Annotated in this window: 10 protein-coding genes; all 10 read left to right on the top strand. The window is 46.2% G+C overall.

The window, feature by feature from the left end:
- Positions 1–33: 33 nt before the first annotated feature.
- The 10 genes from ACFVU8_RS11955 (at position 34) to ACFVU8_RS11910 (ending at position 13577) form a co-directional block, all read left to right on the top strand.
- Positions 34–1743 carry a peptide ABC transporter substrate-binding protein gene (locus tag ACFVU8_RS11955; RefSeq protein WP_379465799.1) on the top strand — a complete coding sequence of 570 codons (1710 nt, stop codon included), beginning with the start codon at positions 34–36 and terminating at the stop codon, positions 1741–1743.
- A gap of 216 nt (positions 1744–1959) precedes the next feature.
- Positions 1960–2892 carry an ABC transporter permease gene (locus ACFVU8_RS11950; RefSeq protein ID WP_066364163.1) on the top strand — a complete coding sequence of 311 codons (933 nt, stop codon included), beginning with the start codon at positions 1960–1962 and terminating at the stop codon, positions 2890–2892.
- A 2-nt stretch (positions 2893–2894) separates the two neighbouring features.
- Positions 2895–3842, top strand: a complete 948-nt coding sequence (locus ACFVU8_RS11945) for an ABC transporter permease (RefSeq protein ID WP_387427540.1) — start codon at positions 2895–2897, stop codon at positions 3840–3842.
- 535 nt (positions 3843–4377) lie between these two features.
- On the top strand, positions 4378–5298 hold the full coding sequence (locus tag ACFVU8_RS11940) for an ABC transporter ATP-binding protein (RefSeq protein WP_175372873.1): 921 nt from the start codon (positions 4378–4380) through the stop codon (positions 5296–5298).
- Between the two features lie 247 nt (positions 5299–5545).
- Positions 5546–7177: a bacillithiol biosynthesis cysteine-adding enzyme BshC gene (bshC, locus tag ACFVU8_RS11935; RefSeq protein WP_387427538.1), complete on the top strand. Its 1632-nt coding sequence runs from the start codon at positions 5546–5548 to the stop codon at positions 7175–7177.
- Between the two features lie 274 nt (positions 7178–7451).
- Positions 7452–7889 (top strand): division/cell wall cluster transcriptional repressor MraZ, encoded by a 438-nt coding sequence (gene mraZ, locus ACFVU8_RS11930; protein ID WP_066364153.1) that lies wholly within the window; start codon positions 7452–7454, stop codon positions 7887–7889.
- A gap of 39 nt (positions 7890–7928) precedes the next feature.
- Complete coding sequence (gene rsmH / locus ACFVU8_RS11925; protein WP_379465796.1) at positions 7929–8882, top strand: 16S rRNA (cytosine(1402)-N(4))-methyltransferase RsmH; 954 nt, start codon at positions 7929–7931, stop codon at positions 8880–8882.
- 23 nt (positions 8883–8905) lie between these two features.
- Entirely contained in the window at positions 8906–9298 is a 393-nt protein-coding gene (locus ACFVU8_RS11920; protein ID WP_379465795.1) for a hypothetical protein, read from the top strand.
- A gap of 45 nt (positions 9299–9343) precedes the next feature.
- The gene (locus ACFVU8_RS11915) at positions 9344–11569 is read left to right on the top strand and encodes a penicillin-binding transpeptidase domain-containing protein (RefSeq protein ID WP_387427536.1); all 2226 of its coding nucleotides are present in this window, start codon (positions 9344–9346) and stop codon (positions 11567–11569) included.
- Between the two features lie 82 nt (positions 11570–11651).
- A complete protein-coding gene (locus ACFVU8_RS11910; protein WP_379465793.1) occupies positions 11652–13577 on the top strand; it encodes a stage V sporulation protein D in 1926 nt (641 codons plus the stop codon).
- Positions 13578–13583 lie beyond the last annotated feature (6 nt).

Below are 13583 nucleotides of genomic sequence, written 5' to 3'. Positions count from 1 at the left end.
ATATACCACATTCTATTTAGGGGGAACTGCTAGATGAAGAAGAGTAAAAGTCTATTGCTTATGATTGCTCTAGTTCTTGTAATCGGCACAGCGCTTGCTGGTTGCGGCGGGAACAAAGCAAACAACGGCAACACAGCCAGCCCAACCAACGCGGCAGGCAACACAAACACAGGTAGCGGCGACGAAAAACTGGCTGCTGACCAAACGCTTAGACTTAATATGAGTGCAGATGTACCGACATTTGATCCTGGTCAAGCTCAGGACAGCCAATCGAATGTGGCTCTTAAGTTAATGTATGAAGGTTTAGTGCGTATTGACAAAGACGGAAAAGAAGGCCCAGGCGTAGCTGAGAAATGGGATATTTCCGCAGACGGATTGGTTTATACCTTCCACTTGCGTGACAGCCAATGGAGCAATGGTGATCCGGTAACTGCAAATGATTTCGTATTTGCATGGAAGCGGGTTCTTGACCCAGCAACTGTTCCAGCGCCACCATATGCACAACAACTTTACTATTTGAAAAATGCAGAACAGTTCAACAAAGGTGAAATTAAAGATTTCTCTCAAGTAGGTGTTAAGGCAGTTGATGAGCACACTCTTGAAGTAACTTTGAATAACCCGACTGCATACTTCTTGAACTTGATGTCCTTCTACACCTACTTCCCGGTTCACAAATCGGTAGAAGGTAATGAGAAATGGGCAACTGATCCTAAAACAATGATTACAAACGGACCGTTCACCCTTACTAGCTGGATTACAGGTCAATCCGTTGAGTATACCAAGAACGATAAGTATTGGGATAAAGACGACATTAAACTGAATAAAATCACTGCTACTATTGTTAACGAAGCTTCTACAGAAGTTCTAAGTTACAAAAACGGCGAAATTGATCGTGCAGGCGCACCAAACGGTGACATTCCACCAGACCAAATCCCTGTATTGAAAAATGAATTGCCAGATGATTTCACACTGAAAGCTATTGCAAGCATTTACTACTATGAATTCAACACAAAAGCTGAGCCATTTGACAACGCGAAAATCCGTAAGGCATTTTCCATGGCAATCAGCCGTCAAGATATCGTAGATAAGGTAACTTTGGCTTCACAAGTTCCAGCATTCGGTTACATTCCACCAGGTATTAAAGGTGCATCCGAAGGTAGCGAATATCGTAACGATTACAAAGATGATTTCTTCAAAGAGGACTACACAGAAGCTAAGAAATTGCTTGAAGAAGGTATGAAAGAAAAAGGATACACTACATTGCCACCAGTTACATTGATCTACAACACAAGCGAAGGTCACAAGAAGATTGCTCTTGCCATCGCTGATATGTGGAAAAAGAACCTTGGTGTTGACGTGAAAACTGAAAACCAAGAGTGGGGCGTATTCATCAAAAACCGTCAAAATGGCGATTACCAAGTAGCACGTGCTGGTTGGAACCCTGATTACAACGATCCAATGACATTCTTGGATATGTGGAAAACTGGTAATGGTAACAACGACATTAAGTTCGACAATGCAGAATACAACAAGTTGCTTGATGATGCTTATAAAGAAGTAGACAATACTAAACGTATGGAAAGCTTCCATAAAGCTGAAGAGATTTTGATTAAAGATGAAATGGGCGTTATGCCGATTTACTACTACACTCAAGTCTCGCTTCAAAAGCCATATCTCAAAGGCTTAGTTTCTCAGTATGACGGTACTGTGGATTACTCTAAAGCATATTTGTTGGAACACTAAAAGCTTGCACAAATATTATGCAGTAAAATAAGAGTGCATGTTATAAAGTCTAGGGATATATGTGGTAACACATCATATATATCCCGTTTTTTTGTGTAAGTGCAATGGTGTTTATTTCTTCCTCTTTATCCATAAACATGCATTGGACAAGGGGCTTAGTTTTTCCTACAATTGAAAAGGATTGTTTTAACTCGAAAAAGGAGGTGCGCAGTAGGAATGGTGCGTTATTTTTTAAATAAATTTTTCTACATGCTAGTATCTATTTTGATTCTAATTACTGCAACATTTTTTCTAATGAAAGCAATACCTGGCGATCCATTTATGTCTGAAAAGAAAGTTCCACCTGAAGTACAAGCCAGACTTTATCAGCAGTATGGTTTGGACCAACCAGTCTGGAAACAGTATTTGAAGTACATGGGGAATATTGCGCAGGGTGATTTAGGGATTTCTATGAAGCAGTTGAACCAAGATGTAAGTGGTTTGATTGGAAAAACATTTTCTGCTTCATTAAAGTTAGGTCTAGTTGCTATTGTGGTTTCGGTTGTGATCGGTGTACTTTTAGGTATGCTTGCTGCCTTGTATCATAGGCGCCTAATTGATAATTTAGCAATGGTGATAGCGGTCTTAGGTATTGCGGTACCGGGCTTTTTAGTCGCTGCTTTACTCCAGTATGTCTTCTCTTATAAATTGCATATGTTCAGAGTTATGGGTTTCACAGGACCACTGGATTATGTATTGCCTGTAGCTGCGTTAAGTTTCCAGCCAATTGCGTTTATTGCTCGCTTGACACGTTCCAGTATGCTTGAAGTTTTGCATGCAGAATATATTAAGACAGCAAAAGCTAAAGGTTTAAGCTGGGCTCAAATCATGTTCAAACATGTCATTCGTAACGGAATCATGCCTGTAGTTACCTATGTTGGACCGATGACGGCTAACATTGTAACGGGTTCAGTTGTTATTGAACAAATTTTTGGTATCGGCGGAATCGGAAAACAATTCGTACAAGCTATAGGTGTTCGGGATTATACACTTATTATGGGTATTACTATTTTCTACGGAGTATTACTTATGCTTGCACGTTTTGCAACAGATATTTTGTATGTGTTTATCGATCCTCGAGTTAAACTTGTTGGAAGGAAGGAGGGTTAGTTTTGACTGTAAATCAAACATTATCATCGCAGAGCACACAACTTAAACCGGAGGATTTTGTACAAGTTAGTACAGATAAGAAGGTTGCCGAAACAATAGAACGTGAAAGTATTTCTGCTTGGAAAGATTCCATGTATCGTTTGCGTCAAAATAAGATGGCCATGACAGCTTTAATTGCGATGATCATCATAATAATCGCAGCGATTGTTGGTCCACTTATTTCGAAATACAATTACTATTCAAATGATTTGCTGAATACTAATCAGCCTCCTTCGTCAGAGCATTGGTTTGGAACCGATGATTTAGGACGGGATATGTGGGTACGGACTTGGATGGGTGCACGTATTTCACTTATCGTTGGATTGGCAGCAGCAATGATTGACTTGTTCATCGGTGTTATATACGGTGGAATCATGGGTTATTTTGGCGGTCGTGTAGATGAGATTATGAATAAATTTTCAGAAATCCTTTATTCTATTCCGTACCTGCTTGTTACAATACTATTGCTGGTTGTTTTAGAACCTAGTTTAGGTACAATTATATTGGCGTTAACAATCACAGGCTGGATTAATATGTCTTGGATTGTTCGGGGCGAGATCATGCAACTCAAAAACCGTGAATTTGTCCTTGCTTCGCGTTCAATGGGTGCAAGCTCTGGTCGTCTATTATTCCGTCATTTGTTGCCGAATGCAGTTGGTCCGATTATCGTAACCATTACGCTTTCTGTTCCAAGTGCGATCTTTGCAGAAGCCTTTTTAAGTTTCCTCGGTTTAGGTGTTCAAGCACCAGTTTCATCACTCGGTTCTATGGTTAACGACGCTAGAACAGGCTGGATGACTTATCCTTGGCGCATGATTTTCCCTGCCGCTGCGATTAGTGTGACTATGCTTGCATTTAACATTCTAGGCGATGGTCTTCGGGATGCATTGGATCCTAAATTGAAAAAATAAGGATTTGGGGAAATCAATTTTACTAGTTTAGTGTTTTTCAGCGCAACTGTTTAAATCATGATTTCCTCTGATCTTCTCGTTAACTTAAAAGAATTCAGAAGGGTCAAAACATCGACATTGAAATCAGTTGTCAACGTTCTGGCCAAATATCAAGCATGATCAGCATTTGAGTCCATCATAAGGTATTGGAGTGCTGAACCTGGTTGATATAAATGATGCAGGTATCCGTTGTAATCAACATTCTCACAATTCTTTCGGGTATGCGATAGTTGTTGGTTACTATCGTGTTATTTTGTGTCCTGAGTGCTGATTAAAGACGAGTAGTGTTATATGCAAGATGACAGGGAAAGTTGCTGTTTTAATTAGCGACACAGTGCCTTATTCTTTTAATCACCGATCGGCTATCTGTTCACTGTAGGTTACAGTGATAAGGTGCATACATGTGAATGGTTCGATTCCGGTGTCACAGGATTCAGTATATGCATTAGATGCATTGCTGAAATCTGCATTTGATGGCCAAGGAGGTGCGGTTCTTATGAGTAAGAACTTAATTGAAGTAGAAGGTCTTAAAAAATATTTTAATGTAGGTAAAGGCAAGGTACTTAAGGCAGTCGATAACGTCAGCTTTAACATCCGTGAGGGAGAAACGCTAGGTATGGTAGGTGAGTCTGGTTGTGGTAAAACCACAGCAGGACGTACGGTTCTTCGTTTGTATGAGCCGACTGCCGGAAGCGTGAAATATAACGGAACTGACATCTATAAATTATCCTCAAGAAAAATGAAGGCTTTCCGTCGGGATATGCAGATGATCTTTCAGGATCCATATGCATCTCTGAATCCGCGGTTTACTGTTTCGGATATTATTGGCGAAGCATTGGACATCCATGGAATGGCTGGAAGTAGTAGCGAGCGCAAAAAACGCATTGAAGAATTATTAGATATGGTTGGTCTGAATCATGACCATGCCACTCGGTATGCTCATGAATTCTCCGGTGGACAACGACAACGGATCGGTATTGCTCGGGCGCTTGCCGTTAACCCGAAATTTATTGTTTGCGACGAGCCTATTTCTGCACTGGACGTGTCCATTCAGGCACAGGTTGTCAACCTTCTTAAAGAGCTTCAGGATCGCATTGGACTGACATACCTCTTCATTGCCCATGATCTCTCTATGGTTAAGCACATCAGTGACAGAGTTGCTGTAATGTATCTGGGGAAAATGGTAGAGCTTGCAGAAAGTGAAGAGCTTTATTCCAATCCGATACACCCATACACCAAGTCATTGTTATCTGCAATCCCTGAGCCGGACCCAGAGGTTGAGGCGAACAAGAAGCGGATTCATTTCCATGATGAATTGAAATCGCCGATTTATACGCAAGGCCAGAAGGACTCAGAGGAAGCTTCGCAATTGGTTGAAGTATCCAAGGGCCATTTTGTGTCCAAAGCGTTTGCTTAATATTAAATGAATTCAAAATCAACTCGATGATATCACGAGTATTTTGAAGTGCACCCCTTAGAATAGACATTGGATTAAACCTTCGGGTTTTCCAATGAAATCCTAAGGGGTGCATTTTTATGGTGATTAAAATTTAAGATAAGTGATTCTTTGACGAATCCCCCTCCTTTGGATACAATCAGATAGGGTTTATCACTCTGTAATTTAATTTATATATAGCAGAGATAGCAGACAGGAGGCTACAGCAATGAAGGTTGTAACGGAGCCGCTTGCGGGCGGATCTGCGCTTGCCAGGGACTATATGAACCGTTATGAGACGGTAGAACATTTATACGGTGGTGACTTCCGTAATGAAGGCAGCAGAGCGTTGCGGGCGGAATGGCTGGACAGCCACGAGGCATTGCGTGCTGACCGGGTGCAGGTGGCAGCTTGCCTGCGGAGTTATAATGAAGCACACAATCCACATGAGGCGGTAAAGTCTTCGCTTGCATTGTTGGAGAAGCCGGGGACACTGGTAATTTCCGGAGGCCAGCAAAGTGGGTTGTTCACGGGTCCGCTGCTTGTGATATATAAGGCAATGACAACCATAATAGCGGCAAGAGAAGCCGGGGAGCAATTAGGCAGACCTGTTGTTCCATTATTTTGGATTGCCGGGGAAGATCATGACTGGGATGAGGTCAATCATACCTATGTGTTGAATCGAAGCGGGGAAATCAGCAAGATCAAGATTGAGAAAACCGGAGATGTACGTTCATCGGTCAGCGATATTAAGGTTGAAGACGAAAGCTGGCAGCAAGCCGTAGCTCAACTGGATGAACTGCTGCAGGACAGCGAGTTCAAACCAGGAATTATGGAATTCATTCGTGAAGCCTCTTCTGCTTCCAATAACATGACAGACCTTTTCGCCAAGTTGATGGGGAATCTGTTTGGCAAATTTGGTCTGATTCTGCTTGATTCTGCTGATCCCTGTCTACGCAAATTGGAGCAGCCGTTTTTTGAAACGCTGATCCGTGAGAATGGAGAACTGGAGACGGCCTATCTAAATGCGGCTACGGTTATTCGTGATAGCGGGTACCAGCTTCAGGCCGATGTGGCGGAAGGCAGTGCCAATCTGTTCTATATTCATGAAGGCACACGCTTGCTGCTGCACAAGAAGGATGGTTTCTTTACGGACCGTAAAGGAACTGTATCTTTTTCAAAGGAAGCACTTCTGGATATACTTTATACCCACCCAGAGCGTTTCAGTAACAATGTGCTGACCCGCCCGTTGATGCAGGACTACCTCTTGCCTACCTTGGCTACAGTGCTGGGTCAGGGAGAGATTGCTTACTGGGCGATCCCGCATCAGGCTTTCAAGACGGTGGGCGGAGCTATGCCGCTGATTATTCCGCGGATGTCTTTCACTCTGGTGGAGGGCACGCTTCAAAAGCATATGGACAAATACGGAATCGGATTCCCTGATGTACATCAGGGACTGGACAGTAAGAGACAGGAATGGCTGACTGCGCAGGACGAGCTTCGTTTGGGAGACCGTTTTGAAGAAACGAAAGCAGCATTCAGTTCACTTTATGAGCCTTTGATTGAACAGCTCGGTACCATACAGGCCGGACTACTGAAGCTGGGAAGCAATAATAAGGACAAGATCCTCGATCAGATCTCATTCCTGCAGGCCAAAGCTCAGGATGCTCTTGAGAAGCAGAATGAAGCGGCGCTGCGCCAGTGGGAACGGATTGAGCTGTCCCTAATGCCGCAAGGAAAGCTTCAGGAGAGAGTCTACAACATCATGTATTACTTGAACCGCTATGGACCAGATTGGCTTGATAATCTAATGGCTGTTCCTGCTGATTACAGCGGTACCCACCGCATGATATATATGTAACTTTGCATAGGTGATACGATGCAGAAGCCGTTCTGCCGGAAGCATATTCCGGCCGGGCGGTTTCTTGCGTGTTTCTGGTAATTTATACAGGGGGTAACAGGTGTCGGACAGGACCTTGGAACCATATATATAGGGACTTAGAGGCAATTTTACAATTAGGAAACAATTACCTTGGTCTGGAAAAAGGTTTTTGATTTTTAACGGCGAATCTATTATGCTTAAGTGGTGAAAAGTGGGGTAAAGTGGGGATTTGGGGAGCGGGAGTGGGAAAGCTATGTTCATGGGTGAATACCAGCATAGTATCGACGAGAAAGGCCGAATTATTATTCCGGCCAAGTTCCGTGAAATGCTCGGAACTTCCTTCGTGGCGACCCGCGGACTTGACTCCTGCCTTTTTGTTTATCCCATGGAAGAATGGGGCATCATGGAGCAAAAGCTCAAAACCCTATCGTTGATGAAATCGGATGCCCGCGCATTCAGCCGCTTTTTTTTCTCGGGAGCGACAGAATGTGTTTGGGACAAGCAGGGCAGGGTAAACTTGCCGGGCAATTTGCGGCAGTATGCCAAGCTGGACAAGGACTGTGTTATTCTAGGCGTTTCTAACCGGGTGGAGATCTGGAACAAGGAGCTTTGGGAACAGTACTTCGAACAGTCAGAAGAATCATTCAACGAGATTGCCGAGAAATTGGTCGATTTCAACTTTGATCTATAAACCACACAAATATCGAATACTGTCCTGGAGGGATGCAGCTTGTTTCATCACATCACGGTGCTTAAAGAAGAAGCGACAGAAGGGCTGCACATCAAAAAAGACGGAATCTATGTAGATTGCACGCTCGGCGGGGCAGGTCACAGCTCACTTATCGCTTCCAAACTCAGCGGAGAAGGCCGTTTAATCTGCCTGGATCAAGATGACTGGGCCCTGAATAACGCCAAGGAAAAGCTGGCTGAATATGGGGATAAAGTTGTTCTTGTGAAGACGAATTTCCGCGATTTGGAATATGTGCTTAGAGATGTGCCTTTTGTCCCGAAGAAAGACGGAGTTCCCCAGGTTGACGGAATTCTCTTTGACCTTGGCGTCTCATCGCCCCAGTTCGACGAAGGGGAACGCGGCTTTAGCTACAATCACGATGCGCCGCTGGACATGCGGATGGACCAGTCGGGGATGTTGACTGCAGCGGATATTGTGAACACCTGGTCCGAGCAGGAAATCGCACGCGTGCTTTTCCAATACGGGGAAGAGAAATTCTCGCGACGGATTGCCGGACGCATTGTAGCGCGGAGAGCCGAGAAGCCCATCGAGAACACTGGCGAATTAGTAGAGTTGATCAAGGAAGGTATTCCTGCGGCTGCGCGCAGAACTGGCGGACATCCTGCCAAACGGAGTTTCCAGGCCCTGCGCATTGCTGTAAATGATGAATTGGGTGCCTTTGAAGAAGGGCTGCATGGGGCGGTTCGCTGCCTGGCGCCCGAAGGAAGAGTATCCGTCATCACCTTCCACTCGTTGGAGGATCGGATTTGCAAGCAGATTCTGAGCAGTTATGTCAGCAAATGCACATGCCCACCTGATTTTCCGTTATGTGTATGCGGTGCTGAAGGCTCGCTCAAGCTGATCAATCGCAAACCACGCTTGCCTTCCGAAGAAGAGCTTGAGCTTAACCCTCGTGCCCGTTCAGCGAAGCTGCGTATTGCAGAGAAATTGTAAATTACGATAAAGGAGAGTCAGAGATGGCCTATACCCGCGGCAACTTGGCAGTCCAGCCCAAAAGAAAAGAAGAAAAGAACCCACTATACCGCGAGAAGACAAAAGTAGTCACCAGGCGAATGGTGCTCCCCATGCAAGAGAAGCTGCTGTACATGCTGACTCTAAGTGTATTTGTCCTGGTAGCCGTCACCCTGATTTGGCGTTACGTTCATATTTACGATTTGAACAAGCAAGCGCAGAAGCTGGATGCTGAAATTGCCAGAGATAAGAAGCAGATCGCTACATACCAGATGGAAAAGCAGACACTGGAGCAGTTGATCCCGATAAAGGCCAAGGAGCTGGGTTTTGTCCCGCCCAATGAAGATACTACGATATTTGTTCCGAAATCAGGAACATCTACTGACGGAGATAACTAGTAAGCGATTGGCAAGATCGCAATAATAGAGTATGTGAGGTTAGGTATGATTAAAAGAATAAAACTTCGCACGCTGTTTATAGGAGGGTGTATTACCCTCTTTTTTCTTGTTTTGGTCGGAAGGGTGTTCTATATCCAGGTGTTAAACGGGGATTTCTGGCAGGAACGGGCACAAAAGCAGTGGGCGCATACTTCCACAATTAAGGCGACCCGCGGAGTGATCACCGACCGTAATGGAAGCACACTGGCCAGCGACGTCCCTGCTTACACTGTTGTTGTGAACCCTGAGGTGATAAACACGATAGGTATTGGCGATGAGGTGATCGCCGGTCTCAAGGATCTGCTGAAGAAGCCGGAGAGTGAGCTGCGGAAGCTGGTGGAGGCCAAGGATGAGAACGGTAATTTTTTAAAGAACCGTGAAATTCGTAACGAAGGCTGGAAAATCGATCAGGATCTTTATGAGAAGGTAGTGGCTTTTCGGGACAAGCTGAAAGCAGAGCATAAGATTCAGGAGACGGGGATCGGATTTGTACGGGAGCAGAAGAGATATTATCCTAAGAATACCCTTGCAGCCCATATTCTCGGGTATACAGACCGTGACGGCAAAGCCGTTATGGGTTTCGAGAAGTATTTTGACGATCAGTTGAAAGGTAAGGACGGGCAGTTACTCTATAAGAGTGACGGTAAGGGAATCAAGCTGCCCAATGCCGAGGAATCCTATCAGCCGGTAGTTAATGGAAACAATTTCAAGCTGACGATTGATAGTACCATTCAGTATTATATCGAAGAGGCGATGAAGAAGGCCGTTAACCAGTATAAGCCAAAGAGTATGACTGTCATCGCGGCAGATCCGAACACAATGGAAATTCTGGGGATGGCGAATATGCCCACCTTCAACCCTAATGCCTTTTGGGAAACTAAAGATCAAGGTGCTTTCCGGAACCATGCCATCCAATCTATTTATGAACCTGGCTCTACGTTCAAGATTGCTACACTAGCCGGGGCAGTGCAAGAGAAGCTGTTCAAGCCCGATGACACATTCATGTCTGGATCGATCCGGATCAAGGGCTACAGCAAGTCACTGCATGATATCAAAAAAGCTGGCTGGGGCCAGATCTCGTTTCTTGAAGGTGTAAAACGCTCCAGTAACGTAGCTTTCGTCAAACTAGGCTATGAAATGCTAGGACAGGATAGACTCTTAAAGTATATTGAAGATTTTGGTTTTAAAGAGAAAACAGGTATAGATTTGCCGGGGGAAGTTACGGGTAGAGTATCGCCCCAATACCCCGTTGAATTTGCCACACTGGCTTATGGTCATGGTAAGGTACAGGTAACCCCGATTGAGCAGTTAACGGCGGTTGCAGCTATTGCCAACGGCGGGAAGCTGATGGTTCCGCATGTGGTCAAGGAAGTAACCAACCCGAATACAGGACAAACGGCGGTTACTAAGCCAGAGGTTGTGCGTCAGGTGATTTCGGAGCAAAGCGCTAGGGAGACCGGGGGTTATCTGGAACAGGTGGTTGCTGACCAGACTATAGGTACTGGACGTCATGCCTATATTGAAGGCTACCGGGTAGCAGGGAAGACGGGAACGGCTATTAAGGTTGAGGGACAAGACTATGTGAAATCCAAGGTGCTTGTATCCTTTATTGGCTATGCGCCCGTGAATGATCCGAAAATTGCCGTGATCGTTATCATTGATGAGCCGAACGTCGAGGTAGGTGGCGGTACAGCGGCAGGGCCAGTGTTCAAGGAGATTGTGTCTCAGTCGCTGCAATACATGGGTGTGCCGAAGAACGTCACCAAAGATGATAAAAACAGTAAAGAACCAGTCAAAGCGGCGGCTCCAGCTCTGCGAACGGCTCCAGATCTTCAAGGGAAAACGATGAAGGAGGCCCGTGAACTTCTGCTCGCCGGTGGATATGATTTCGAGACTGTCGGCCAAGGAGCGACTGTAGTCAGTCAGTATCCTCCTGGCGGAACGAAGCTTGCTTCAGGCCAGCGGATTTATCTGCTGAGTCAGGAGGGGGATTCGTCAGTCATTCCGGATCTGAAGGGTCAGTCCTTGCGTGATGCGCTGGAAGTGCTCAGCCTTATGAAGGTTGGCATCGTTGTACAGGGTGAAGGTTATGTAACTGAGCAAGTAGAGAGTACGAAGAATGGCAAGAAGCTTATCACTCTCAAATTAACTCCGCTCAACGAGCCAGGGGGAGATCAGGCGGCGGCCGATCCACCTGCGGACGGAGAGAATGAGGCCAAAAGCAATCCATAGGCTTGTTCTAACCCCTGTTTGTCCCGAATAGTCATGAAGGTAAGAGCTCATGTCTATTACCTGGGAAACGGGGGAGAACGGAATGAAGGTATCGAAAGTTACAAGCCGCCGAAGAATGTTGTGGACGCTGCTAGGACTGGCTTTGTTGTTTGGTTCGCTAGCGGTTCGGCTGGCTTATGTACAATTGTCTAAAGGCCAGGAACTAACTGCTAAAGCTGAGGATTCTTGGCGCCGGAATATTCCCTTTACCGCCAAGCGCGGTGAAATATTGGACCGCGAAGGTGTACCGCTGGCATATAACGTCAGTTCGCCTACGATCTACGCCATTCCTGTGCAAGTAAAAGATAAAGAGACGACAGCACAGCAGTTGGCACCCTTGCTTGGCATGACCAAGGAGAAGCTTGTGCCTATGCTGTCCCAAAAGAAAGCCTCGGTGAGACTGCAGCCCGGCGGCCGTAAAATTACGATGGAGCTTGCCGCCGAAATTCGTGATTTGAAGCTGCCGGGCATCGTTGTGGCTGAGGATAGCAAGCGCTATTACCCCTACGGTGATCTTGCAGCGCATATTCTAGGCTTTACAGGGATAGACAACCAGGGCATTACCGGAGTAGAGAGCATCTATGACAAGTTGCTGCAGGGTATTGGCGGTAATATCTCTTATCTCTCCGATGCCGGAGGGCGTTTAATGCCAGGTTCCTCCGAGAAGTATTCCAAGCCTCAGGATGGACTTAATCTGGAACTGACGATTGACAAGCAGATTCAGTCGATTATGGAACGAGAGCTGGATCAGGCAATGGTGAAGTATCAGGCTCAGGGCAGCTGGGCCATTGCCATGAATCCCAAGAATGGCGAGATTTTGGCGATGGCCAGTAGGCCGGGGTATGAACCCGGGCAATACAAGGAATATGATGCTCAGACCTATAACCGGAACTTGCCGATCTGGATGACCTACGAGCCAGGGTCTACTTTCAAGATTATTACCCTTGCGGCTGCGCTGCAGGAGGGGAAGGTTGATCTGCAGAATGATCACTTCTTTGATCCTGGTTTTATCGAGGTCGGCGGGGCGAGACTCCGCTGCTGGAAGAAAGGCGGCCATGGCAGCCAGACTTTCCTGCAGGTTGTCGAGAACTCTTGCAACCCGGGCTTCGTGGCCCTGGGTCAGCGGCTGGGTAAGGATTCATTGTTCAAATACATCCGGGATTTCGGTTTTGGGAGCAAGACGGGAATTGATTTGAACGGTGAATCGAATGGTATCTTGTTCAAGCCATCGCAGGTGGGGCCTGTCGAGCTGGCAACAACGGCGTTTGGCCAAGGTGTCTCGGTTACACCGATTCAGCAGATCACAGCAGTATCGGCAGCAATCAATGGCGGCAAGTTATATAAACCGCATGTAGCCAAAGCCTGGATTAACCCGGATACAGGGGAAACCGTCTCAGAGGTGGAGCCTGAACTGGTGCGGGAGGTTATTTCTGAGGAGACCTCAAAGAAGGTTCGGGCTGCGCTGGAGAGTGTGGTTGCCAAGGGCACTGGCCGCCCGGCTTTTATTGATGGATACCGGGTAGGTGGCAAGACAGGTACCGCCCAGAAGGTCATTAACGGCCGCTACTCTCCGACAGAGCACATCGTTTCCTTTGTCGGTTTTGCGCCAGCAGATGATCCGCAAATCGTTGTTTATACGGCGGTGGATAATCCGAAAGGCATTCAGTTCGGGGGTGTTGTCGCCGCACCAATTGTACAGAATATTTTGGAAGACTCCTTGCATTACATGAAGGTGCCGGAACGGACTGATCAGCTAGCCAAGAATTATAAATACGGGGAAACGCCAATTGTGACTGTACCTGACCTCACTGGCGCCACCGTACAGGATATTTATGAAGATCTGAATATGAACTTTACACTGGCCCGCTCCGGAACGGGCAATACCGTAATCAACCAGGCCCCCAAGCCGGGAGCCAGAGTGGAACGGGGATCCACCATCCGCATTTACATGGGTGCATCACCCGAATAACCAGCA

The sequence above is a fragment of the Paenibacillus sp. NPDC058177 genome (assembly GCF_042883835.1).
GTDB classification, from domain to species: domain Bacteria; phylum Bacillota; class Bacilli; order Paenibacillales; family Paenibacillaceae; genus Paenibacillus_AQ; species Paenibacillus_AQ agri.
Note: the sequence above shows the minus strand (reverse complement) of the source record. Positions and strands in the feature narration are given on the sequence as shown.

Excerpts from the sequence above, each read along its gene's own strand:
- ACFVU8_RS11955 (WP_379465799.1), top strand. The coding sequence starts at position 34 with ATGAAGAAGAGTAAAAGTCTATTGCTTATGATTGCTCTAGTTCTTGTA.
- ACFVU8_RS11950 (WP_066364163.1), top strand. The coding sequence starts at position 1,960 with ATGGTGCGTTATTTTTTAAATAAATTTTTCTACATGCTAGTATCTATT.
- ACFVU8_RS11910 (WP_379465793.1), top strand. The coding sequence starts at position 11,652 with ATGAAGGTATCGAAAGTTACAAGCCGCCGAAGAATGTTGTGGACGCTG.
- ACFVU8_RS11920 (WP_379465795.1), top strand. The coding sequence starts at position 8,906 with ATGGCCTATACCCGCGGCAACTTGGCAGTCCAGCCCAAAAGAAAAGAA.
- ACFVU8_RS11915 (WP_387427536.1), top strand. The coding sequence starts at position 9,344 with ATGATTAAAAGAATAAAACTTCGCACGCTGTTTATAGGAGGGTGTATT.
- bshC (WP_387427538.1), top strand. The coding sequence starts at position 5,546 with ATGAAGGTTGTAACGGAGCCGCTTGCGGGCGGATCTGCGCTTGCCAGG.
- ACFVU8_RS11940 (WP_175372873.1), top strand. The coding sequence starts at position 4,378 with ATGAGTAAGAACTTAATTGAAGTAGAAGGTCTTAAAAAATATTTTAAT.
- mraZ (WP_066364153.1), top strand. The coding sequence starts at position 7,452 with ATGTTCATGGGTGAATACCAGCATAGTATCGACGAGAAAGGCCGAATT.